Origin of the sequence: Mesorhizobium sp. M7A.F.Ca.CA.002.09.1.1, assembly GCF_003998555.1 — a bacterium.
GTDB lineage: Bacteria > Pseudomonadota > Alphaproteobacteria > Rhizobiales > Rhizobiaceae > Mesorhizobium > Mesorhizobium ciceri.
This window is the reverse complement of sequence record NZ_RZRR01000007.1, coordinates 1-22,598: the sequence shown is the minus strand read 5'-3', so window position 1 is coordinate 22,598 and position 22,598 is coordinate 1. Positions and strand designations below refer to the sequence as shown.

Sequence of the window (22,598 nt, the reverse complement as noted above, 5' to 3'; positions counted from 1 at the left end):
ACGATCATCGATGCGATGGGCTGTGCGGTCGCGCCGGGTCTTATCGACAACCACGCCCATCCGGTGGCCGGCGACTGGACGCCCCGGCAGAACCAGATCGGCTGGATGGATTCGACCGTGCATGGCGGCGTCACCACCATGATCTCGGCGGGGGAAGTCCACACGCCGGGCCGACCGCGCGATCTTGTCGGGCTGAAGGCGTTGGCGATCGCGGCGCAGCGCACCTTCTCCAACTTCCGTCCGAACGGCATGAAGATCCTGGCCGGGGCACCGATCCTGGAACCCGGCCTTACCGAGGAAGACTTCCGCAGTCTCGCCGAGGCCGGCGTGACGCTTGTCGGCGAGGTCGGGCTTGGCGGCGTCAAGGATGGGCCGACCGGCCGGAAGATGATCGCCTGGGCGCGCAAATACGGCATGACCTCGATGACCCACACAGGCGGCCCGTCGCTGCCCGGCTCCGGCCGCATCGGCGCGGATGTCGTGCTGGAGGTCGACGCCGACATCGTCGCCCACGTCAATGGCGGGCCAACCGCCCTGCCCGAGGCGGAAATACGGCAGATCTGCGAGAAGGGTTCGAGGGCGCTTGAAATCGTCCATAACGGCAATCTGCGCACCGGACTGTTCGTGCTCGACCTGGCAAGGCAGCGCGGCGAACTTTCGCGCGTCATCCTCGGCACCGACAGCCCGGCCGGATCCGGCGTCCAGCCGCTCGGCATCCTGCGGACCCTGACCATGCTGGCTTCGCTTGGTGGTATCGCGCCGGAAGTGGCGTTCTGTTTTGCCAGCGGCAACACGGTGCGCGTGCGCGGACTGGATGATCGCGGCATCATCGAGGTGGGGCGCGCCGCCGACCTGATCTTCATGGATCAAGCGATCGGCGGTGCCGGCGACGGGCTGCTCGACAGCGTGGCGCTCGGCAATCTTCCAGGCATTGGCATGGTCGTGATCGACGGCGAGGTGCGGACAGGCCGGAGCAGAAATACGCCTCCGGCGATGCGGGTGCCGGAAGTCCTGGCGGCCTGACGGTCAGCCGACGCCGTCAATGCCGACAATCTTGTCCTTGGTCAGCCCGCCGACGCGCGGGTGCGGCCTGCCGGAATCGGTGACGGCGATAGCGACGACGATCTCGTCGGCACGCGGTGCGTCGGGAACACGAACCTCCATGCCGTCGAAATGGCTGCGCACCCGCGCCGCGTCCTTGTGGCCGAGCGGAATATCGAGCGGCACGCCGAGGCCGCCGCGCTTCTTCGATGAGGGAATGAGCGCGGCGCCCTTGCCGAGCACGTCGCGGAACGGGGCGCCGAGCTTTGGATGAAGGATGGCGGCGGCATGTTCGAGCTCGCCATCGGCGCCGACGGCGGCCGCCTTGCCGAAGCTCTCGACCCGGTTGCCGGCAATGCCCAGAGCAGCGACGGCGCGCCTGGGCAAGATATCTCCCAACGCTTCGCCGATGGCGCTGAGTGCCGACAGATCCTCGACGTAGGTACCCGCATAGGGGTTGCGGATGACCGCAATGGCTGCGGCACGCCGCGTCGGCGGATCGACGGGCCGCCCGCCTTCGATCCGGGTTTCCTCGACGATGGTGATGATACGGCGGATTTCCGGGCTCATCGCAGTCCGTCCTCACCCTTGATGTCGGCGGCGGCAAGGCCGCCGACCCGTGCATGAACGCGTGCGCCGGTGGTCATCGCCAGGATGACCGCCATTTCATCGCTGCGCGGCGCATCGGCAATGCCGATCTCGATTGCATCGAAATGGCTGCGCACATAGGAGGCGTTTATGTGCGTGATCGGGATGTCGATGCGCGTTCCGGGGCCGCCGACTTTCTTGGTCGAAGGCACGATCGCCTTGGCATTGCCGAGCAGTTCGCGCATCGCGTAGCCGCCCGGATTGTGCCAGAGCGCGCCATGTTCAAGCTCGCCGGCGGCGCCGACTATGGCACCCTTGCCATAACCTTCGATGGCCTGGCCGCCCTCACCAATGGAGTCGATCAGGCGCCGAGCCATATCGAGACCGAGCGGCTTCAGGTCTTCCATGAAGCCGGTGATCTCTTCGACATAGCGTCCGGCAAAAGGGTTGGCGATGAGCGCGACGATCGCGCCTCGCTTGAGCGGACGTGCCGCGTGGGGTCCGCCCTCATGGAATATCTCTTCGATCTGAACCAGAAATTTCCTGACCACCACAGCCGGCATTGTTCTCTTCCTTCATCCCGTCGTTCATAAAACTCGTTAGAGTATCAACAATTATGCCTATCGACATTTGTCAAGCACAGACGTCGAGCAAGCGGGCGAAGGGCCAAGAAAACTGCATCGGATGACGATTGACAGCCTGTTAAGCCGCTCCTAAACTCATATGACCATCAACGAACTCGCCGTTGTCCCGGCGATGTGTGGGGGATGGTCAAAGCGTGGCTTCAAAAGCTGAAAAAAGCTGAAGGGGAATGACATGAAAAGGGCGCTCAAGAGTTTATTTCTGGCCGGCACGATGCTTGCCATTTCGTTCGGACCGGCCGCCGCACAGGCCAAGGTTTCCGTGGCCGCGATCTCGGGATATTTCGCACAGGGTTTTGGCGTTTCGATCGTCAACGGCCTCAACAAGGCCAAGACCGATTTCGGCATCGACCTCAAGCTGGTCGACACCGGCAATCGCGCGCTCGACTACCAGCAGCAGTTCGAGAATCTCGCCAAGGGCAAGCAATACGACCTCATCTTCGTGATGGGCTGGGAGTTGGTGGACTCGCTGCAAAAGGTCAGCGCCGAATATCCCGACCAGCGCTTCGTGTTCATCGATGGCGTCCTCGACAACCCCAAGATGATCTACGCCAATTTCGCCGAGGAGCAGGGATCCTTCGTCGCCGGCGCGCTTGCTGGCATGATCGAAGCTAAGGGCACCGCCTTCGACAAGATCGGCGACGGCAAGGCCATCGGCTTTGTCGGCGGCCGCGATATCCCGGTGATCCGCAACTTCCTGGGCGGCTACGAGCAAGGCGCCAAATATGCCGCGCCCGACGTCAAGGTGAACTCCGTCTTCGCCGGAACCTTCGACGACCCGGCCAAGGGAAGCGAACTTGCCCAGGCGCTTTACGGCCAAGGCTCCGACATTGTCTACAACGTCGCCGGCCCGACGGGTGAAGGCGTGATGCAGGCAAGTGCCGCGGTCGACAAATATTCGATCGGCGTCGACATCGACATGTGCGGCTCGGCCCCCGGAAATGTGCTCGCCAGCATGCTGAAGCGCGGCGACATCGCCGTCTATACGCTGATCAAGGACGAGGTCGAGGGCCGCAAGATCACCGCCGGCACCCGCACTTTCGACCTCGCCTCGGGCGGTGTCGAGGTCAAGGTCTGCGATGACATCGCCGCCAAGATCCCGGCAGAGATGACCGCCAAGCTCGACGAGATCAAAAAGGGCATCGTCGACGGCAAGATCGTGATCGCCAAGGCGAAATAAGCCAACACCAGCGCCTCCCTCCCAAGAAAGCGCTAGACTGATCCGCCGCGGCTTGCCGCGGCGGATCAGTGTCCAATCTGCGAGAGCCATGTTGTCGAACACGCCGGGGTCGCCGACCCTCCACAGCAATGCCGCGATGGCCGTCGAGTTGACCGGCATCACCAAGCGTTTTGGCGCATTCGTGGCCAATGACGGCATCGACCTTGCGGTCCGCCGCGGCGAGATCCACGCCATCATCGGCGAGAACGGTGCCGGCAAGACGACGCTGATGAACATCCTGTTCGGCCTCTTGCAGCCGGACGAAGGCTCGATCCGGCTGAACGGTGAAGAGATCGTGATCGCCGATCCGTCCGTCGCGATAAAGGCCGGCCTCGGCATGGTTCACCAGCATTTCAAGCTGGTTCCCTCGCTCTCGGTTGCCGACAACGTCTTTCTCGGCATGGAAATCCGTCGCCATGGACTTATCGACCACGCTGCGCAGGTGGCGCGAACGCGCGACCTGTCGAAGCGCTTCGGCCTGCAGGTCGATCCGACCGAGCGCGTCGGGCTGCTCTCGGTCGGCATAGAGCAACGCATCGAAATCCTGAAGGTCCTGGTGCGCGGCGCGCGCACCATCATCCTCGACGAACCGACCGCGGTGCTGACGCCGCAGGAAAGCCGCGAACTGTTCCAGACGCTGCGCAGCTTCGTGGCCGAGGGCATGACGGTGATCTTCATTTCGCATCACCTGGAAGAGGTGATGGAAGTGTCCGACACGGTGACGGTGCTGCGCAACGGCAGGAAGGTGGCGACCCGGCCGACGGCCGAGCTCAGCAAGGACCAGTTGGTGCACATGATGGTCGGCCGCGAGGTCAGCTTCGACCGCCGGCCGCGCGCTTCGCTGCACGGCGACGTAGTGCTCGAAGTGAAGGATCTGTGGGCGCGCGACGATCGCCTGCTGCCGGCCCTTCGCGATGCCAGTTTCACGGTCCGCTCCGGCGAGGTGGTGGGGATCGCGGGTGTGGCCGGCAATGGACAGACGGAGCTGGCGGAAGTGCTTTCGGGCCTGCGGCCGGCAAGCCATGGCGGGGCCTGGCTGAAGGGCCAGAATCTCACCGATCTCTCGCCCGCCGCGATCCGCCAGGCAGGCCTCGCCCATGTTCCAGGCGACCGCATGGTACGCGGGGTCGATCGCAACGCTTCGATAGCGGCCAACACCCTGATGGGCCGCCAGCATCGTGCACCATGGAGTCGTGGCGGCATGCTCAACTGGAATGCCATAAATCAAAACGCCGAAACGCTGATCAAGAGCTTCGATATTCGCGCGCGCGGACCGAGCGATGCGGTCAAGCGGCTTTCGGGCGGAAACATCCAGAAGGTCGTTCTGGCACGCGAATTCACCAATGGCGCCGATTTCCTGCTGATCGACCAGCCGACGCGCGGCGTCGACATCGGCGCCCAGGAGGCCATTCATGACGAGATCATGCGCCAGCGCGCCGCCGGCCGCGCGATCCTGCTGATTTCCGTGCAACTCGACGAACTGGCCGCCCTTGCCGACCGCATCCTGGTGATGTTCAACGGGCGGATCATGGGCGAGGTCTCTGGCGATGACGCCGACGAGGAGCGCATCGGCATGATGATGGCAGGCGTGGCCGCACCGGAATTCGCCGCGGAGACCGCATCATGAAAGACCATTTGCATGCCGTTTCCGGCCAGGTCATCGCCATCGGCGTGGCACTGCTGATGGGCGCGATCATCATCCTCATGGTCGGCGAAAGCCCGGTGCGTGTGTTCATGACACTGTTGCGCGGCGCCTTCGGCGATCAGGAGAAGATTGCCGGGACCTTGCTGCAGACGACGCCGATCCTGATCTGCGGTGTCGCTGCCTGCATCGGCTTGCGCGGCGGCATGTTCAACGTCGGCATCGAGGGCCAGCTGTTCCTCGGCGGCTTCGCCGCCGCCTGGGTCGGCTTTGCCATGCCCCTGCCCGCGGGCATCCACACGCTGGCAGCACTGGCGCTGGCGATCGTGGCAGGCGCGGCCTGGGTCGCCATCCCCGCCTATTTCCGCGCCCGCTACAACACCAACGAGGTCGTCTCGACGATCCTGTCGAACTACGTGGCGGTGCTGCTCACATCCTATTTCACCATCTTCCTGTTCAAGCGGCCGGGCGGCTGGTCGGAGACGCCGCCGATCCTGGCGACATCCTATCTGCCGGAGATCTTCACTTTTTCGCGGTTGAACTGGGGCCTGGTCATTGGCCTGGTGCTGGCGGTCGGCGCGGCCCTTGTCTTCCGCTACACCAGATGGGGTTACGGCGTCACGATGGTCGGCTCGGCGCCGAAATTCGCCGAATATGGCGGCGTCAACGTGAAACGGCAGGGCTTCCTGGTCCTGCTGCTTTCGGGGGCCGTCGGCGGGCTGGCCGGCGGCGTCGAGACGCTCGGCGTCCACCACCGCTTCATGGAAGGATTTGCTCCCGGTTTCGGCTTCGACGGGCTGATCGCCGCCCTGCTCGCCAATGGCTCGCCGGTCGCCACCATCTTCACCGCACTGTTCTTCGGCGCCCTGCGCAACGGATCGCTGCTGCTTGAGGTCGATACCAGCGCGTCGCGCGAAATCATCACCGTGATCCAGGCGCTGATCATCCTCAGCGTGTCGGCCCAGGTGCTGGTGAGAAAGCGCGGCGACAGCCAGGCAGGGGAGCGGCGATGGAAATTCTAGACAAGCTCATCAACGTCGCGCTGATCGCGGCGACGCTTCGCACCACCGCGCCCATCCTTCTGGTCGCGCTTGGCGGCTCGTTCACCACCAAGGCCGGCATCTTCAACATCGGCCTCGAGGGGCAGATGCTGGTCGGCGCCTTCTTCGCCGTCCTTGGTTCGATCTGGACCGGTTCCGCACTGGCGGGCGTCGCCTGCGGCGTTGCGGCGGCGCTCGTCTTCGCCCTGGTTTTTGCTGTCCTGGTGGTGAGCTTCAAGGCCAATGAAGTTGTCGTCGGGCTGGCGCTCAACATCCTGGCCGGCGGCATGACGATCTCGCTGATGAAAGCGATCTTCGGCACGCGCGGTTCGATCGTCGGTCATGGCATCGTCGGCCTGCCGAAAGTCCAGCTGCCCGGCGCCCGCGACCTTCTCGGCTCCTGGGCGCCGCTGATCTCCGGCTTCACGCCGCTCGTCTATGCCGCCTTCATCGCCGTGCCGCTGCTGGTCGTCTGCTACAACAGGACGCGGCTCGGCCTCTATATCCGCGTCGTCGGCGAAAAGCCGGAAGCCGCCGAGGCGCTTGGCATCTCGATCACCCGCGTCCGCTACATCGCATCCCTGCTGTGCGGATTGCTGGCGGGCCTCGCCGGCGCGCATCTGTCCCTCGGCTACATCACCATGTTCACCGAAAACATGTCGTCGGGCCGTGGTTTCATGGCGGTGGCGATCCTGATCTTTTCCAACGGCGATCCGCTGAAGGTGCTGGCCGGCTGCCTGCTGTTCGGCTTCGCCGATGCCTTTTCGTTGCGCCTGCAGACGTTTGGCTATCCGTCCTACCTGGTTCTCACCGTCCCCTATGTCGTTGCGCTGATCGCATTGTTCGCGCTGTCCTACCGGGCGCGTCCAAGGATCATCGCGGAGACGCTGGAATCGATGCGGAAACTGCTGTCGGTAGACAGGAACACCGAACCCGGCGGCAAAAATCCCCAGTGAAGGAAGCCTTTATGGAACGCATAATCCTCGACGTGGATTCAGCCGGCGACGATATTCTCGCCGTGCTGTTTGCAGCGGTCAATCCCAAACTCCGGCTCGAGGGCGTGACCACCGTGACCGGTGCGGCCGGCCCGATCGAACAGGTCACCAACGTCGTCCTCAACACGCTGACGCTCGCCGGGCGTGACGATATCCCGGTTCACGCCGGCGCGTGGCGGCCGATCGTCGGCAACGCCAAGGCCGACATGGAGGCGCCGGTGCATTTCGAAAAACGGCTTGTCGCCCGCTTCGGCGATCGCCTGAAGAAGTTCAACCCGCCGGCGCCGACGCCGGTGCGGCAGGCCACGTCGGGACATGCGGTCGATTTCATCATCGAGACGGTCATGGCCAATCCGGGCGAGATCACGCTGGTGACGACCGGCCCGCTGACCAACGCGGCGATGGCGCTGTTGCAGGAGCCGCGATTGACCGGTGCACTCAAGCGGCTGATCGTGCTCGGTGGCAATTTCCAGACGCCGGGCAACATCACACCCCTGTCGGAATACAACATCTGGGCCGATCCGGAGGCTTCGCGCATCGTGCTCAACGCCGATGTCGAGAAGATCCTCGTCCCCCTCGACATCTGCGAGGACAACCGCGTCGCCGACTCGATGCTGACGCGCGACGACATCGCCGACATGCAGGCCGTCGCCAAGGACAATCCCGTCCTTGAGATGATCGCCGACAGCTTCCCGATCTACATCGACATCTGGCGCGAATTCTTCGACCTCGTCGGGTTCCCGATGGATGACGTGATCACCGTGGCGCTGGCTTTCGATCCCGGCCTGGCGACGATGACCGAGCCGCTGTTCGCCGACGTCGTGCTCGACGGCAGGCTGGCGCGCGGCCAGACCGTCGCCTATCGCGGCCGGCAATTGCTGCCCGGCGGCGGGCCCAAGACCACCCGCATCTGCACCGGCCTGGACGGCCGGCGTTTCCTCGACGGCTTCAAGAAAACCATAGCGCGCTACGAGCGGGCGGCGTGAAAGACGACATGATGACCAAGCCAACTCCTATCCTGTTCGACTGCGACCCCGGCCACGACGACGCCATCGCGCTGGTCATGGCGCATCGCTCGCCGGCCATCGAACTCATCGGCGTCACCACGACCTGCGGCAATGCGGAAGTCGAGAAGACGACCGCCAATGCCTTGCGCATCCTGGAGTATATCGGCGCCGGCGACGTGCCTGTCGCGCAGGGCTGTCACCGCCCGCTGGCGCGCCCGCTGGTGCTCGGCACCGCCGATGGCCCGAGCGGGCTCGAGGGCTCGCCCTACCTGCCGCAGGCGACGATCAAGCCGGTTGACCAGCATGCCGTCGATTTCCTGGCCGACAGGCTGCGCGCCGCGCCCGAACCGATCCTGGTCGTTGCCACCGGCCCGCTCAGCAATATCGGCCTGATGATCCTCAAGCATCGCGACGTGCTGCCCAAGATCAAGGAACTGATCTGGATGGGCGGCGTGTTCTACCGCAAGAGCGAGATCATCACGCCGACCGAATTCAACGCGTTCTGCGATCCCGAAGCGCTGAAGATCGTGCTGGACAGCGGCGTGCCGATCCTGATGGTCGGCCTCGACGTCACCATGCAGGTGCTGATCGAGGCGCCGCAATATGCCGAACTCGCCACCATCGACACGCCGCTCGGCCGGCTCGTCAACGACTGGCTGCTGTTCTACGAGAAGCTGCACCGCAACTCGATGGGCGTCGGCGGCGCCATGCACGATCCGCTGGCGCTGGCGCTGGCCATCGACCCGACCTTGGTGCGCACTCGCCCTGCCCATATCGGCGTCGACCTGTCCGGCACCTACGCCTTCGGCGCGACCATCGCCGACTACTGGGGCGAGCGCGGTGAAAAGGACAATGCCCGCATCGCCCATGAGGTCGACGCGGACCGCTTCTTCAAGCTGATGTTCGATCTCCTGCGGGACTGAACATCCAACGGACTGAGGGTTAGCGGAACAGATATTTCGAGACTTCCGGGTTGCCGCGACGCCACATCACATTGTCCAGGAAGTAATGGTGCACGTTGATGAATATCCACGCGATGAAGAGGAAAAGCGACGAGCCGAGCACCTGTTTGTCGTAGGGAACCAGGGCACTTAGCGCCATCGGCACGAGCCAGAAACCGAGAGCACCGAGAATTGTGCCGGCGACGATGAATATCAGCACCCGCAGCCTGTACATCGGCCCAAGAATGGACAGCACCCTGAATTCCGGATCCTTGACGGCATCCGCGCGGTCGCGCTCGACATTGGTCTGGTAACGCCAGACCACCGCCAGATACTGCAACGAATGGAGCGCCGGCACCACGAGCAGCCAAAGCGGATTTAGGGCCACGAACAGAATCCAGGCATAGAGCGACACGACGTAAGCGACGACGCCGTTATACGGCAGCGCGCCGCCATGTTTGCGCCAGCGATTGACGAACATCACGGCGGTGGCCGCCGAGGAGGCAGCGGCGACCGCGAGCGCGATGTTGAGGAGCCAGGGCGGGACAGCGAATGTGTAGTAGTCCAGGCCCCAGTACTGCCTTTCGGTGATCACCACGTTTGTCTGGAGCCAGGCGAACAGCCACACGGCATATCCGTTGAACAGCAGCGCTTTCTTGTCCTGGTCGCTGAAGAATTTGCGCTTCAGCACCGCGTCCACCATCAGCATGCCATAGCCTTGCTTGACGTAGTGCCAGCCGACGAAAAAGCCCATCGCGTTGGTGGCATATCCCAGCAGGCGGGCGTTGCCGGTTACGGAGCCATAGGCGAAGAAAGCGACCATGATCATTGGGACGGCAATGCCCGCGATGATGTAGCGGATCTGGAGATTCCTGTCATATCCGTCGCCGCGCACCTTGCGCCCGAAATCGCGATAGAAAATCTGATACGAGTGGGCAAAATGTGGATGGTTTATCAGATTGGCGAGCAAGAGCATTACCGCCGCCACAACGCCCTCGTATCTAAGAGGCACAAAGAACAGGATCGGCAGGATCAGGAACGCGCTCCCGCCGAGCATGAAAAAATCGATGAACGGACCAAATAGATATTTCTGTGGAGGCGCCGCGACCGAGACCGGAGCATCCGCCGAAAGGTGAAGTGCCATGCTGCCTTCTCCCTGTGATTGTTTATCTAGCCATCAACCTGATAGGAATTTTTTCTTGACTCCCTGCACTCAGCTATGGTACATTTTTGTCCATGGTGCTGATTTGCGCCAGTGACCCGCCGCACAGGCGGGTTTTCGTTTGTTCCGTCAGCCAACGCGCCGGCGAAGGCTTCGGGGAAGTGTCGATCGCAGCGCGTTCAGCCGCGCGAACTGTCGAGGTCAGTTGAGCTGATTGAGGATCCCAGAACTGCTCGCCAGGATCAAGCTCTTGTAGATCAGGAACGCCAGCGTACAGATCGCGGCCAGCGAGGTCGGCACGCCGAACGGCACCACCCCCTTGCGGTCCAGATGCTGGACGATGAGCCGAAAAGCGCCCGCCGGCAGCAGGAATGGGTTTTTCACGATCGCGGCAGTGGCCAAGGCGAAAACCAGGAGCAGCACCGAAAACACCGCGAGACCGCTGCCGCTGATCAGGAAGGGCACGACTGCTATCAGCTTGACATCGCCGGCGCCGATCTTGCGCAAGGCCCAGAAGGGCAAGAGCGCGACGAACAACAGAAGCCCTGCACTGGTGCTCAGTCCCATGTCCCACCACGACCCGGATTGGAGCGACAGCAACAGCAGGCCCCCGGCGCCCAGACAGAGCAGCAGCAGCACGTCGCGATTGGAAATTTTCTGGGTGGTGAAATCGAGCCAGGCAATCCTGGCCAGCAGAGGGATTGCGAGCACCTTCAGCAGCAGCGCTTCGGCAAGCAACATGCTAGCGCTCGACGTTCTGCACGCTTGACGACAAAAGCTTCAGATTGTTGGCGACGGTCGGGTCGTTGGGCGCCAGCTCGTAAGCCTTGAGGAAGTTCGAGCGGGCATCCTGTAACTTGCCGCGCAGCAGGTAGGAATAGCCGACATTGTTGTAATATTCGGGCGTCGCGCCGCCCAGCTTGAAGGCCCTGGCATAGGCCCGGTCGGACAGGTCGAAGCGGTGGATCCGGTCGGTGCAGGCGGCCAGCCCCATCCAGGCGTTACCATCATTGGGTGCCAGTTGCGTCGCCTTGAAGAACAGTGCGCCGGCATTGCCGTAATTCTCGGCGCGGAACTGGTTCTTGGCTTCCGCGACCGCCTGGTCCGAGGCATAGTATTCGACGTCGCCGACCGTTTTCAGTCCGTCGAAAGCATCGCCAAAAGACGTCACGTCGCCCTTCGACGGCTCGTTGGTGCGCACGACACCGTCGGTTGTGTCCGCCGTCTGGCAACCGGCAAGCACCGCCATGAGCAGACAGGCCGCGGCCGCGATAACCCTCTTCATACGTCCGTCCCCTGGGCCCCCGACTCACATTAGGGCCAAATGATATACTAAACTAGAAGAAAACGCCTCTCATGCGAATGATGACCGGCAACATGATCACCACCATCACGACTGGGAATATACAGAGACCCAACGGAATCATCATCTTGACCGGGAGTGAATTGGCGCGCTCCTCGGCACTCAGAATTCTCTGACTGCGCATTTCGGCGCTATAAACACGCAAGGCATCGGTGAGGCTGGTGCCGAGTTCTTCCGATTGCCGGAACAGCACCGCTAGTGCCCGCGCCTCCTCAAGGCCTATGCGATCGGCGAGTTCCCGTAACGCCTCCCGCAACGGCTTGCCGGCGCGCAGTTGCAAATTCATGATAGACAGTTGGATCCCCAGCCACTTGTGGGTGGCAGCCATTTCGTGACTCACACGTTCGACCGCCGCCTCAAGGCTCATGCCTGCATCGGCGCATGTGATCATCATGTCCATGAAGTCGGGAAAGGCACGGCGATAGATTCGTTTCTGACCATTCTCGAAGCGATCGAGCATGATGCTCGGAATCACCATGCAGGCCAGGCCGAACAAAGCAGAGCCGGCAAAGGTTATGAAACCAGGCAGCTGTGGTGGAAGGACCCGCGACAGCAGGGCATAGATGGCCAAAAACCCAATGCAGACTGCAACCAGACGGGACAGGGTGTAAACCAGCGGTGCACTTGATTTGTAAAAGCCGGCACGAAAGAGCTTCGCCTCCAAAGCATTCGGCTCATCGCGCTCCTTTTCGATCGACTTGAAGTAGGCGTCGACTGGCCGTTGTGCCGCAAGCTTGGCAAGCACGTCCTGTCCAAGCATTGACCGGCGGTCTGTAATTCCTTCGCCCATCAGGCTCTGCGCGACGAGCTTTCGTGTTTGCAGAGCCGGCAGGAAGACGAGCGCACCGAACAGGAAAAAAGATGCCGCCGCCGCAAACACGACGATAGATACCAAGAAACCCAGATCCTGAATATTCGAAAACAATTTTATTCGTCGCCCCTGTTAGAAATCAAAATTAACCATTCGATACATGATGAAATCCCCCAACAAAGCCCACACCCCGAATACGGTGAAGACTGGGAAAATGAGCTGATCGTGCCACACGCCTCCATAATAGGAGGGAGCAAGAAGTTGAAGGATCAAGAACATGACGAGCGGAAACAGTGATATAATCCAGGCCGATACGCGCCCTTCAGCGGAAAGCGCCCGAATTTTCATTCGAAGCTTTTGCCTTTCTCGCAGTACCGAGGATAGGTTGGACAAGATTTCGGTCAAATTACCGCCGGTCTTGGCCTGGATCGACAGGGATACCGACAGCAACTGAAGACCCTCGAAGCCGACACGCTGCGAAAGCTTTCGCACAGCCTGCTCGATGCTGAGACCGAAAGTGATCTCATCGGAGACGATGCCGAACTCGGTGCCGAGCGGATCCGGCATTTCGCGCGCGACCAGACCGATGGCGACCGAAGCCGGGTGTCCGGCGCGCAGCGAACGAACGATCATGTCGAGCGCGTCCGGCAGCTGTTTGGCAAACTTCTGGATTCGCTTGTTGCGGGCGCGCCGGAGGACGAGAAGCGGCAGGACAAGCCCTACGACCAGAAAGATAAGAAGCGACGCCAAAGCGGAAAAATTGAAGAGTACCAGGAGCAACGCCATCGCTAGTCCGACGAGCAGGAATGTCGCGGCGAACGTCAGGGGATTTCCGGTGATGCCGGATTGAGTATAGAGTCTGTTCAGCCACACCATTCCAAAAAGAAAGTCGCCGGAGTCAGTGAGGCCACGCTCCCGCAGCAATCCCTGTAGCGTTTGTTCGGCCGGGACGTCGCCAGCGAGCCGCTTCAATCGGCGATTGACTGCTAGAGACCGAGAGCGGCGGCCGGCAAATGAAAGATAAAGAGCTTCGCCGGCGAGGATGACCGAGGCTGCCGCCAGCATGTAGATGAAGTATAGCAGAGCTTGACCAGTCGGCATCAGAGGGCAACCTGCGGGTTGAAGGCGTCCTTGGCAAAATGATGGCCAAGCGTCGCCGCCTCTGGAGCGAAGCGCGGACGGACACCGGTTGCGCGAAAGTCTCCGACGACCTTGCCCTCGGCCGTCACCTCACGGCGGACGAAATGATAGATTTCCTGAAGCTGCACGACATTGCCCTCCATGCCGGTCAGTTCCGATATGGAGGTGACACGCCTGCCGCCATCCGAGAGACGCTGTGTCTGGACGATGATGTCGATGGCGGAGGCGATCTGCGCCCGGATCGAATCATGCGTCATCGGCATGCCGGCCATGCCGACCATCTGCTCCAGCCGCGAGATCGCATCGCGCGGCGTGTTGGCATGGATTGTCGTCATCGAGCCTTCGTGGCCGGTGTTCATTGCCTGCAGCATGTCGAAAGCTTCCTCGCCGCGCACCTCGCCGACGATGATGCGGTCCGGTCGCATGCGCAGCGCGTTCTTCAGCAATTCGCGCTGGCGAACCTCGCCCCTGCCCTCGACATTGGGCGGGCGCGTCTCGAGCCGGCCGACATGCGGCTGCTGCAATTGCAGTTCTGCCGCATCCTCGATGGTGATCAGCCGCTCCTTCGAAGGGATGTAGCTCGACAAGGCGTTGAGCAACGTTGTCTTGCCGCTGCCGGTGCCACCCGAAACCAGGATCGATTTGCGCGCCTGGACTGCGATCCGCAGCAGGTCGATCATCGGCGGACGGATCGAATTGAATGCCATCAAACGTTCGAGCGAATAGGGATTCTTCGAGAATTTGCGGATCGATACCAGCGGGCCGTCGACCGAGACCGGCCGCACCGCGATGTTGACACGTGAGCCGTCTTCCAGCCGGGCATCGACCATGGGCGACGATTCATCGACCCGCCTGCCGATAGCCGAAACGATCTTGTTGATGACGCGCAGCAGATGGGCCTCGTCCCGAAACCGGATTGGCGTCTCTTCGACGATGCCCCGCCGCTCGATGAAAACGCGCTTGTGAGTATTGATCAGGATGTCGGTAATGGAATCATCCTTGAGCAGCGGTTCGATCGGCCCGAGGCCCAGCATCTCGTCGGCGGTGTCGCTGGTGAGTTGATCGAGTTCGCGCGCATTCAGCGGCACCGCGCGAGCGCGAACGAACTCGCGCACGATTGGACGGATCTCGTTCAGGATCTCATCCTTGGAAGCACTTTCAAGCGCGGTCAGGTTGAACCGGTCGATCAAGTGGCGATGCAGCTCGACCTTGATCGTCAGGAAATCGTCACCATGCGATTGAATATCAACGGCTGGCAGAAGAGCCGGAGCAACAGGCTGCACCGCCAGCGGCTCGACCTTTGTCACTGCCTGCTGTTCGCTTGGCCCCTTGATGAACCGTCCCAGCATAATTGCTTATACTCCCCTCGGACACGCATTAGCGGAAACTAAACGTTAACCAACGAGCGCACAAGCGCCTGGATGCCCGGCGCACAGCCATTACTTTCGGCATAGTTAAGATCAAGGACCGCAAATCCCTTGATTATTTGGTGCAGAGGGCATGCGGAGTTCCCCAAATTTATCCTCAGCTCTCAGGCTCATGCGCCCGCGCCGCGAAAATTAGCAAAACTCCCGCTTAAGTCCTTAGATATAAAGGAATATGCATTTCTTCTAATGCTTCCACGGTTTCGCCACATGAGCGGCTAAATTGTGAATGAATGGTTAAGGGCGATCGAAAAATGAAAAGAATCAATCCCTTGATAAGATTTCACTTTGCCACCTTCTTGCCGAATCAGGTACATGAAAGTTAAGGAACCCTTAATGTCGTTTGACTCTGCATTTTCTCGGGACCTAGGATCGAGATGACGGGGGATGCTTGGGTATGGATTTCATCTCTTGCTCTGTCTCGTCGGGTTCCAACCTCCAAAGGGAGAAATTGACATGAAGAAGCTCATGACGATGACCCGGCAGTTCCGCGACGATGAAAACGGCGCTGCCATGGTCGAATATTCCATCCTCATCGGCATCATTGCCGCGGCGTCGATCGTGACGATCATCGCTATCGGAGTGTGGGTGAACGGCTCGTTCACCAATCTCTGCAGCAAGCTGACGGGCGTTGCTGGCGTGACGAACTGTACTGTTGCTACGGCTACTCCTGGTCCCTGATCATTTTCCAATCGGGACCCGGATCTGATCCGGGTCCCTGTTGCCCGATATGTTGCCTTTCTTGGGGTTTTTGGGACCATGCGCGCGAACACACTCATCATGATCGTTCTTGCCGGTATTTTCGGTGTCCTGGCGGTTGTGCTGGTCAATATCTGGCTGGCTGGCCAGCGAAGCGCCATGGCGCAAACGGGTATTGTTCAAGGCAGCACTGTCGTGGTTGCGGCGATACCACTGAAATTCGGCGATGCGCTGAGTGCGGACACATTGCGCGAAGTCGCATGGCCGGCGGGCGCAATACCGGCAGGCGCTTTCAAGACGACAAAGGAAGCCTTGGCCGGCGAAGGTACAAGGCAAGCGCTTCAGACCATCAGCACCAACGAACCAGTCCTCGCCAGCAAGATCACTGGGCCAGGCCAACGCGCCACACTTTCGGCGGTGCTTGGCGAAGGCATGAAAGCTGTTTCCATCAGGGTGAACGACGTGCTCGGCGTCGCCGGCTTCGTCTTCCCGGGTGACCGGGTCGATGTGCTGCTGACGCGAACGGTGCGCGGCGATGATGGAGCGGACAAGAGTTTCGTCGATGTGCTGCTGCAGAGCATGAAGGTGCTCGCCATCGACCAGGTGGCCGATGTGAGCAAGGACAGCCCAACCGTGGTGAAGTCCGTAACGCTGGAAGCCAGCACCAAGGACGCGCAGAAGCTGACGCTTGCGGCAGGCGCCGGCCAATTGTCGCTGGCGCTTCGCCAGGCCGCCGCCAGCAAGGGCGAAATGACCGAGCGGGTGACGCTTTCCGACCTGACCGGCGAAACGCCGGCCGATGTCGCCGCCAGGCAGGCGGAGCTCGACAGGAAGGCAGCGGCCGAAGCGGAGGCTACAGCCGAGCGCAAGCGCGCCGAGGACAAGATTGCCGGGTTGACGCAGGCTGTGGAGCGGGTGGGAAGCCGCCTCGACGAGTTGGGCAAGGTAAAGCCTGCTCCGATCGTGATGGCGGCACCGCAGCCGGTCGTCAAGGAAGTGGTCAAATATGTGCAGCCTGAGCCGCCGGCGCGGGCAACGATCGGCGTTTTTCGGGGTGTGAAGCTCGAGACATATGACGTGCCGCGACAACCATGATAAGGTGCGGCTAATAAACGGGACTGCCACCGGCAGCGAGTGGGGAGACGGGGATGCGGGGATATTGCTTAGGGATAGCGACGGCCGCGTTGTCGTGCCTAGGGGCGCTGTTGCTGTCGGGCCTGGCGGCCAATGCGGCCGACCGCTTCATCGATGTGTCGACCCCCAGCGTTCATCGGATTTTCCTGCCGATGTCGCAATCGGTGACGATCCAGGTGAGTGCCAATCTGGGCGACATCGTCGTTGGCGACGAGAAGATCGCCGATGCCCAGCCAATGACCGACCGCACGCTCTACGTCATCGGTAAGGGCGCCGGCACCACCACGGTTAATCTGTTCTCCACCGATAAGCGCTCGCTCGGCGCCCTCCAGATCGAGGTCGGCGTCGATGTCAGCGACATGGCGCAGGCGATCCGCCAGGTCGCGCCAAAGTCGCGCATCGAAGTGGGCTCGGTCAATGGCAGGGTCAGGCTTGGCGGGCATGTGAAAGATGGCGCTACGCTGGCGGCGATCATGGCGGTTGCGCAGCAATATGGACCCGATGCCGTCATCAACTCCGTCATCGTCGACGACAGCCAGCAGGTCAATTTGGAAGTGCGCGTGCTGGAAGCCAAGCGCAACACCGGCCGCGACCTCGGCGTGTCGATCAAAAGCAGGAACGGCGATGGCACAACCCGTACCGGTACCGGTGTTGCTGCCGTTGACGAGGACGGTGTCGTGCTCGGACCGGGCGGTCTGCTCAGCGGCCTCCTGTCCAACTCGGCGCCCTTCGGAGCGCTTATCACGCGCGTCATCGACAGCAACATCAAGGTCGACCTGATCATAGAGGCGCTCGAGTCCAAAGGCGCGGTGCGCACGCTCGCGAACCCCAACCTCACCACGCTTTCCGGCGAGCAGGCCAGCTTCAACGCCGGTGGTGAAGTGCCTATTCGCAGTCTGGACAAGGACGGCCAGGTAAACATCGTGTACAAGCAATTCGGCGTCAATCTTCTGTTCACGCCGGTCGTACTCGACGACGGCAAGATTCATATGAACCTGGCGCCGGAGGTCAGTGACCTGACCGGCTTCACCACCGCCGGCGACCCGATCTTCACCAACCGCAAATTGTCGACCGTCGTCGAATTGCGCGACGGCCAGAGCTTCGCCGTCGGCGGGCTTCTGTCCAGCAAGACCACCAAGCTCCAGGATCAGGTGCCTTGGCTCGGCCAAGTGCCTGTGATCGGGACGCTGTTTCGCAGTTCGAGCAACCAGAAGGAAGAGACCGAGCTGGTCGTCATCGTCACGCCGCATATCGTGCGGCCGGTGAAGCCTGGGGAGCAGTTGGCGACACCGTTCGACAAGACACGGCCCGCCAACGATCCGGAGTTCTTCGTGCTCGGCCAATTGGAAGTGACCAAGGACATGGTCCGCAAATATGAAACCGGCGAAGGCGTCACCGGCCCCTATGGCCACATGCTCGACTTCAAATCGAAGGACAAGATGCTCTATGTCAAGAAATAGCGCCTTGATCCTCATTCTGTGCGCCAGCGCCCTGTCGGGCTGCGCCGCGGACTATCTGAACCATTATGATTCGGTGACCCTGGCCGCCGGCGACACGCAGAAGTTCAATTCGCTGCTGCAGACGGTCGACCCGCTCAACCCGGCGTCCCGAAACACACATATCGAAGGCGACGGCGCACGCGCCGCAGCCGTTGCCCAAGGCTACAAATATCCACCGCCACCGCCGCCGCCACCAGCGATCACGGTCAATGTCGGCGGGTCGGGTGTGACACAGTGAACTGAACGAAGGGATGCGCAGGGCGCCGGGCATGCGAGGGGCTCTGGCGCAGGAAAGCAGAGAGTAAGGTCATGTTGGGGACCATTCGTGCCTTCTGGAACGATCAACGCGGCATCGCGATGATCCTCGTGGCAATCATGCTGCCCGTGCTTATCGGCTTCGCTCTGCTGGCCATCGATATGAGCCGAGCCAACGGACTTCACAACGATCTGCAAAAGGGAGTTGATGCCCTTGCTCTGGCAACGGCAGCGGAACTGGATGGCAGATCGGATTCGATCACCAGAGCCAATCTGGCCAAGACTACCCTTCTCACCAACAAGACCAAGTTTTCAACGGCAGGCGATCATACACTCGCTCTAGCCGATGTGACCGTTACATACTTGACCGGGATACCGGCCGACGACAGCATCAAGTTGAGTGCCGCTGGTGTCGACGCCAATGGTGTGAACTGGGCAAGCACCGACCCTAAAGCCGTGACATTCTCACTGGTGACCGTGAACCCGTCCGGCCTGGCGGATGGTGCCGGGGCCTTCGAAGCGATCTTTCCGGCAAGCGTTGTCAGCGGCAGCAACACATTCGACATCAGACCTCAGGCTGTGGCCGGATTTGTCCAGTCGATCTGCGAAACGGTGCCGATCTTCATGTGCAATCCGTTCGAGACGACCGACCCGTTGACCAGCAAAACGATCCAGCAGGCGTTCGCGTCGGGGGACACCTATAGCCGCGAATTTCGTATTCTGAAAGTCGATAGCAACCCCGGCCCGGGCAACTTTGGCCTGCTGGAAAACGGCCTGACCTCGATACAGGAGGGGATGGCCAAGGGGACCGCCGGCACCTGCTACAGCCGCACTTCGCTGACCACGAAAACGGGTGTCACCTTGGGTCAGGTCAATACTGGCCTGAATGTCCGGTTCGATCTCTATCAGGGCAATCTGAAAAATAACACAGACCTTGGCTACCGCCCGGCGAGCAATGTCCGCAAGGGGGCCAGCAAGAACAGCAATTGCAACAAGTTTGATGTCGCGACGGATGGTTCCGCGTTGCCTCTCCCGGATGGCACCGGCTATGACTCCGCTAAGGGCATGACGCTGCCGATCGCGGCGAATTCCTTCTGGACCGCCTACTGGGCCGCCAATCATAAGAACGCAGCGTATCCAAACCTCCCGGCGAAGACCGACCCTCTCAAGCGGAACGTTCCCGCCTCCAGGTATGATGTCTACAACTATGAAATCGCGGCCGGAATCGTGGGCGACAAATCGAAAGGGCCTTCGAACGAAGTTGGAACGCCTTCCTGCTACAAGGGGGACCTCACCAAGGCGGATCCGAGCCGCCGGCTGATAAACATGGCCATTATCGATTGCAAAGCAAACCAGGCGAAGCTGAACGGCCACACCGCAGTCCGACCGGATGGCTATGCAAGCGTCTTCATAAACAACCCTATCCAGAAGGTGAATCCCAACGACGAGGACAATCCGGACGGTACAGGCGCCGAGAAGGCTATCAGCCTTGAGATCGTCGATGTCGATGGCGGATTTGCCAACAACACCCTGGTAGACAAAGCATTCCGCAACGAAGCCCAGTTGTATCGGTAGCGCTGACATGACCAGGCTCCGCAGAATCATTGGACGGTTCCAAGGCGACGAAAGTGGCGCCGCTTTGGTGGAAGCCGCGATCACGATACCACTCGTATTGCTGTTATCGGCCGGTGTGTTCGAGTTCTCCAACATCCTGAATACGCGGATGCTTCTCGAAGCTGGCGTTGAGGATGCGGGGCGCTACATGGCACGATGCAGCAGCGATTGGGCGACTTGCAAGGGCCGAGCCCAGAACCTTGCTGCCAATGGGGCGGTCGCTAACGGCAGCGCCAGAGTGACCGGATGGCTGCCGGCGGCGGTTGACATCACCAAGGCGGTCTCGCTGGACGCGGTTGATGCCGCCACGGGCACGCAACTTTATCTCAGCAGCACGACCAAAGTCGATGTCGTGGACGTCAGCACCTCCTATTCTTATCCGGACGTTGGATTCTGGTCGTATCTTGGCTTTGGAGCCCTGACCCTCAGTGTATCCCATCAGGAACGGGTCATTGGATGGTGATGGGGCGCACCAAGTTTTGGGCTAGCCAGTCCGGAACGACAATGGTCGAAATGGCCATAGTGATGCCGCTGCTGTTGACGCTTTTGCTTGGCTTCATCGATTTCGGCTACGCCTTTTACCAATGGAATGCCGGGAATAAGGCGGTGCAAGCCGGCGCAAGGCTGGCGCAGATTTCTACACCTGTCGCCAGCGGGCTCCTGGCCGAGACGATAACGCAGACCGACCTAACTAAAGTCGGCACTGCGGTACCCGCAAACACTTACAACTATATCTGCACCGCCAACACCGCTGGAAGCGTCTCTTGCGTTTGCGGCACAGGCGCTACGTGCCAGAACCTCAATGTAAGCCAAGATGCCTTTAATTTCATTTTCAGCGGCAACAGCAGCCGGCCCGGAATGCAGACATTCCTGCCGATGTTGGCCAAGTCCGAAGTCAGGATTCAATACCAGGCTTCCGGCCTCGGCTACTGGACGCGTCCCAGCGGACCGGTGCCGACCATCACGGTGAGCATCACCAACCATCCCTTCCAGTTTTTCTTCCTGGGCGGACTGCTCGGCTTCAACAACATCACAATGCCCTCCATGCTGAGCACGGTCACGGGCGAAGACATGAAGAGTACCTGGCCATGAACGCCATCAACACCAAGGTTACGCCGACCAAGCGCAAGCAGGTGGCGCTGTTTTCGTCGGATCCGAATTTCAAGCGCGATGTGGCGACGCGGCTCGATGCGCTGGCGATCTATGACGTCAGGGTTTCCGAGACGAGCGATTTTCTGAAAGGACCGCCGGCGGACACACGCCCGGGCATCGTCATCCTCGATCTCGGCAATGGCGAGCTGCTCGGCAGGCCCGGCATCGTCGAGGCGCGCGCACTGTGGGCCAGCGTGCCGCTGATCGCGGTTTCCGACGAGCTGAGCTCGGAGCAGACGCGCGTTTTGGTGCGCATGAACGCCTCGGACTGGCTGCACAAGCCGCTCGACGGCAAGGAACTGCTCAATGCGGTGACCTTCCACGACACCGGCAACCAGGGAACCAAAAGCCGGATCATCACCTTCATCAGCGCCAGCGGCGGCGCCGGCGCCACGACGCTGGCGCTGTCGGCGGCCGAATTCCTGGCGTCGAAATCGGGCGAGCGCGCGGCGTCCACCTGTCTCGTGGACCTGGATTTCCAGAGCGCCAATTGCGGCGCCTATCTCAATCTGTTCAACCAGTTCGACCTTGCCGGCATCATCGGCCAGCCGGAGCGGCTCGATGTCGAGCTGATGGACGTCATCAAGCTGTCGCGCCCGTCCGGCCTCACCCTCTATGCATTCGAGCGGCCGCAACTGCCGTTCGAGCCGCATGGCAGCGATTTCGTCTTCCGCCTGCTCGACCTCGTCGCCTACCGCTTCGACGACATCGTTATCGACCTGCCCAATCTGGAAACGCCCTGGCACAATTCCGTGCTGTCGACGAGCGACGAGATCTTCATCGTGTTCGAACTCAATGTCGCGTCGCTGCGGCAAGGCAAGCGGCTCTACAAGAAGATCCGCGAGCTGCGCGGCAATGCGGTCAGCATCACGCTGGTCGCCAACAAGCACAAGCGCAAATGGTTCGGGAACCATTTTTCGCGCAGCGAGCTCGAAAAGATCTTCAAGGCGCCGCACATCAAGTCGGTCGCGCTCGACAACGCGCTTCTGACCGATGCGCTGAACAGGGCCATCCCGCCTTCCGAAGTGGATGGGCGGGCGCGCTTCAACAAGGATCTGAAGCGGATGTTCAAAGAGCGGCTCGATGACGCTGCCCGATAGATACCGGATCGCCCCAAAGCTCGCCGGCGCCTGCGTGCTCGGCATGGCGTTGGCGCTGTCCGTCCACGGCTTCGCCGAGGCGCGATCAGCACTTTCGGAGCGGCCGCCGCTGCCGGCGATGGGGCCCAGCC

The 22,598-nt window shown here is 61.2% G+C and carries 23 protein-coding genes; 15 read left to right on the top strand and 8 right to left on the bottom strand.

The window, feature by feature from the left end; translation table 11 throughout:
• Positions 1-1,023 (top strand): amidohydrolase family protein (locus EN994_RS00925; protein WP_127307369.1); only part of this gene is annotated, 1,023 nt, incomplete at its 5' end.
• 3 nt (positions 1,024-1,026) lie between these two features.
• Here EN994_RS00925 and EN994_RS00920 read toward each other — a convergent pair.
• Both EN994_RS00920 and EN994_RS00915 read right to left on the bottom strand, forming a co-directional pair.
• A complete protein-coding gene (locus tag EN994_RS00920) occupies positions 1,027-1,611 on the bottom strand; it encodes an amino acid synthesis family protein (protein ID WP_063170104.1) in 585 nt (194 codons plus the stop codon).
• Positions 1,608-2,192, bottom strand: a complete 585-nt coding sequence (locus tag EN994_RS00915; RefSeq protein WP_063170103.1) for an amino acid synthesis family protein — start codon at positions 2,190-2,192, stop codon at positions 1,608-1,610. The genes EN994_RS00920 and EN994_RS00915 overlap by 4 nt, the downstream gene beginning before the upstream one ends.
• A gap of 253 nt (positions 2,193-2,445) precedes the next feature.
• Here EN994_RS00915 and EN994_RS00910 point away from each other — a divergent pair, with 253 nt between their 5' ends.
• From EN994_RS00910 to EN994_RS00885, 6 genes are all read left to right on the top strand, one after another.
• Entirely contained in the window at positions 2,446-3,450 is a 1,005-nt protein-coding gene (locus EN994_RS00910) for a BMP family ABC transporter substrate-binding protein (protein WP_013530296.1), read from the top strand.
• 88 nt (positions 3,451-3,538) lie between these two features.
• Positions 3,539-5,116: an ABC transporter ATP-binding protein gene (locus tag EN994_RS00905; protein WP_063170102.1), complete on the top strand. Its 1,578-nt coding sequence runs from the start codon at positions 3,539-3,541 to the stop codon at positions 5,114-5,116.
• A complete protein-coding gene (locus EN994_RS00900) occupies positions 5,113-6,153 on the top strand; it encodes an ABC transporter permease (RefSeq protein ID WP_082826652.1) in 1,041 nt (346 codons plus the stop codon). Before EN994_RS00905 ends, EN994_RS00900 begins: the two co-directional genes overlap by 4 nt.
• Positions 6,141-7,127, top strand: a complete 987-nt coding sequence (locus EN994_RS00895) for an ABC transporter permease (protein ID WP_013530293.1) — start codon at positions 6,141-6,143, stop codon at positions 7,125-7,127. The genes EN994_RS00900 and EN994_RS00895 overlap by 13 nt, the downstream gene beginning before the upstream one ends.
• Positions 7,128-7,138: 11 nt before the next feature.
• Positions 7,139-8,152, top strand: a complete 1,014-nt coding sequence (locus tag EN994_RS00890; protein WP_082826727.1) for a nucleoside hydrolase — start codon at positions 7,139-7,141, stop codon at positions 8,150-8,152.
• Positions 8,149-9,096, top strand: coding sequence for a nucleoside hydrolase (locus EN994_RS00885; protein WP_024502284.1), 948 nt, complete (start codon positions 8,149-8,151; stop codon positions 9,094-9,096). Before EN994_RS00890 ends, EN994_RS00885 begins: the two co-directional genes overlap by 4 nt.
• A 19-nt stretch (positions 9,097-9,115) precedes the next feature.
• Here EN994_RS00885 and EN994_RS00880 read toward each other — a convergent pair whose 3' ends face one another.
• From EN994_RS00880 to EN994_RS00855, 6 genes are all read right to left on the bottom strand, one after another.
• Positions 9,116-10,258 (bottom strand): hypothetical protein, encoded by a 1,143-nt coding sequence (locus EN994_RS00880; RefSeq protein ID WP_063170099.1) that lies wholly within the window; start codon positions 10,256-10,258, stop codon positions 9,116-9,118.
• Between the two features lie 219 nt (positions 10,259-10,477).
• Positions 10,478-11,017, bottom strand: a complete 540-nt coding sequence (locus EN994_RS00875) for a prepilin peptidase (protein WP_063170098.1) — start codon at positions 11,015-11,017, stop codon at positions 10,478-10,480.
• 1 nt (position 11,018) lies between these two features.
• Entirely contained in the window at positions 11,019-11,561 is a 543-nt protein-coding gene (locus EN994_RS00870; protein WP_063170097.1) for a tetratricopeptide repeat protein, read from the bottom strand.
• Between the two features lie 52 nt (positions 11,562-11,613).
• Positions 11,614-12,564, bottom strand: coding sequence for a type II secretion system F family protein (locus tag EN994_RS00865; RefSeq protein WP_063170096.1), 951 nt, complete (start codon positions 12,562-12,564; stop codon positions 11,614-11,616).
• Positions 12,565-12,582: 18 nt separating this feature from the next.
• Positions 12,583-13,551 carry a type II secretion system F family protein gene (locus EN994_RS00860; RefSeq protein ID WP_063170095.1) on the bottom strand — a complete coding sequence of 323 codons (969 nt, stop codon included), beginning with the start codon at positions 13,549-13,551 and terminating at the stop codon, positions 12,583-12,585.
• A complete protein-coding gene (locus tag EN994_RS00855; RefSeq protein ID WP_063170094.1) occupies positions 13,551-14,939 on the bottom strand; it encodes a CpaF family protein in 1,389 nt (462 codons plus the stop codon). Before EN994_RS00855 ends, EN994_RS00860 begins: the two co-directional genes overlap by 1 nt.
• A gap of 531 nt (positions 14,940-15,470) precedes the next feature.
• Here EN994_RS00855 and EN994_RS00850 point away from each other — a divergent pair.
• The 8 genes from EN994_RS00850 (at position 15,471) to EN994_RS00815 (ending at position 22,467) form a co-directional block, all read left to right on the top strand.
• Positions 15,471-15,695 carry a Flp family type IVb pilin gene (locus EN994_RS00850; protein ID WP_063170093.1) on the top strand — a complete coding sequence of 75 codons (225 nt, stop codon included), beginning with the start codon at positions 15,471-15,473 and terminating at the stop codon, positions 15,693-15,695.
• Positions 15,696-15,773: 78 nt separating this feature from the next.
• Entirely contained in the window at positions 15,774-16,808 is a 1,035-nt protein-coding gene (gene cpaB, locus EN994_RS00845) for a Flp pilus assembly protein CpaB (protein WP_063170092.1), read from the top strand.
• A 53-nt stretch (positions 16,809-16,861) separates the two neighbouring features.
• Positions 16,862-18,307 carry a type II and III secretion system protein family protein gene (locus EN994_RS00840; protein ID WP_063170091.1) on the top strand — a complete coding sequence of 482 codons (1,446 nt, stop codon included), beginning with the start codon at positions 16,862-16,864 and terminating at the stop codon, positions 18,305-18,307.
• Between the two features lie 4 nt (positions 18,308-18,311).
• Positions 18,312-18,584, top strand: a complete 273-nt coding sequence (locus tag EN994_RS00835) for a hypothetical protein (protein ID WP_245459162.1) — start codon at positions 18,312-18,314, stop codon at positions 18,582-18,584.
• A gap of 71 nt (positions 18,585-18,655) precedes the next feature.
• Positions 18,656-20,176 (top strand): pilus assembly protein TadG-related protein, encoded by a 1,521-nt coding sequence (locus EN994_RS00830; protein ID WP_063170089.1) that lies wholly within the window; start codon positions 18,656-18,658, stop codon positions 20,174-20,176.
• 7 nt (positions 20,177-20,183) lie between these two features.
• Complete coding sequence (locus tag EN994_RS00825; protein ID WP_063170088.1) at positions 20,184-20,678, top strand: TadE/TadG family type IV pilus assembly protein; 495 nt, start codon at positions 20,184-20,186, stop codon at positions 20,676-20,678.
• A gap of 41 nt (positions 20,679-20,719) precedes the next feature.
• Positions 20,720-21,307, top strand: a complete 588-nt coding sequence (locus tag EN994_RS00820) for a TadE/TadG family type IV pilus assembly protein (protein WP_244514262.1) — start codon at positions 20,720-20,722, stop codon at positions 21,305-21,307.
• The gene (locus EN994_RS00815; RefSeq protein WP_013530277.1) at positions 21,304-22,467 is read left to right on the top strand and encodes an AAA family ATPase; all 1,164 of its coding nucleotides are present in this window, start codon (positions 21,304-21,306) and stop codon (positions 22,465-22,467) included. The genes EN994_RS00820 and EN994_RS00815 overlap by 4 nt, the downstream gene beginning before the upstream one ends.
• The last annotated feature ends 131 nt before the right edge of the window (positions 22,468-22,598 follow it).

Coding starts and splice junctions, on each gene's coding strand:
- EN994_RS00880 (WP_063170099.1), bottom strand. CDS start 10,258: ATGGCACTTCACCTTTCGGCGGATGCTCCGGTCTCGGTCGCGGCGCCT.
- EN994_RS00830 (WP_063170089.1), top strand. CDS start 18,656: ATGTTGGGGACCATTCGTGCCTTCTGGAACGATCAACGCGGCATCGCG.
- EN994_RS00815 (WP_013530277.1), top strand. CDS start 21,304: ATGAACGCCATCAACACCAAGGTTACGCCGACCAAGCGCAAGCAGGTG.
- EN994_RS00860 (WP_063170095.1), bottom strand. CDS start 13,551: ATGCCGACTGGTCAAGCTCTGCTATACTTCATCTACATGCTGGCGGCA.
- EN994_RS00875 (WP_063170098.1), bottom strand. CDS start 11,017: ATGTTGCTTGCCGAAGCGCTGCTGCTGAAGGTGCTCGCAATCCCTCTG.
- EN994_RS00895 (WP_013530293.1), top strand. CDS start 6,141: ATGGAAATTCTAGACAAGCTCATCAACGTCGCGCTGATCGCGGCGACG.
- EN994_RS00820 (WP_244514262.1), top strand. CDS start 20,720: ATGGTCGAAATGGCCATAGTGATGCCGCTGCTGTTGACGCTTTTGCTT.
- EN994_RS00890 (WP_082826727.1), top strand. CDS start 7,139: ATGGAACGCATAATCCTCGACGTGGATTCAGCCGGCGACGATATTCTC.
- EN994_RS00870 (WP_063170097.1), bottom strand. CDS start 11,561: ATGAAGAGGGTTATCGCGGCCGCGGCCTGTCTGCTCATGGCGGTGCTT.
- EN994_RS00850 (WP_063170093.1), top strand. CDS start 15,471: ATGAAGAAGCTCATGACGATGACCCGGCAGTTCCGCGACGATGAAAAC.
- EN994_RS00855 (WP_063170094.1), bottom strand. CDS start 14,939: ATGCTGGGACGGTTCATCAAGGGGCCAAGCGAACAGCAGGCAGTGACA.
- EN994_RS00920 (WP_063170104.1), bottom strand. CDS start 1,611: ATGAGCCCGGAAATCCGCCGTATCATCACCATCGTCGAGGAAACCCGG.
- EN994_RS00915 (WP_063170103.1), bottom strand. CDS start 2,192: ATGCCGGCTGTGGTGGTCAGGAAATTTCTGGTTCAGATCGAAGAGATA.
- EN994_RS00905 (WP_063170102.1), top strand. CDS start 3,539: ATGTTGTCGAACACGCCGGGGTCGCCGACCCTCCACAGCAATGCCGCG.
- EN994_RS00825 (WP_063170088.1), top strand. CDS start 20,184: ATGACCAGGCTCCGCAGAATCATTGGACGGTTCCAAGGCGACGAAAGT.
- EN994_RS00840 (WP_063170091.1), top strand. CDS start 16,862: ATGCGGGGATATTGCTTAGGGATAGCGACGGCCGCGTTGTCGTGCCTA.
- EN994_RS00910 (WP_013530296.1), top strand. CDS start 2,446: ATGAAAAGGGCGCTCAAGAGTTTATTTCTGGCCGGCACGATGCTTGCC.
- EN994_RS00900 (WP_082826652.1), top strand. CDS start 5,113: ATGAAAGACCATTTGCATGCCGTTTCCGGCCAGGTCATCGCCATCGGC.
- cpaB (WP_063170092.1), top strand. CDS start 15,774: ATGCGCGCGAACACACTCATCATGATCGTTCTTGCCGGTATTTTCGGT.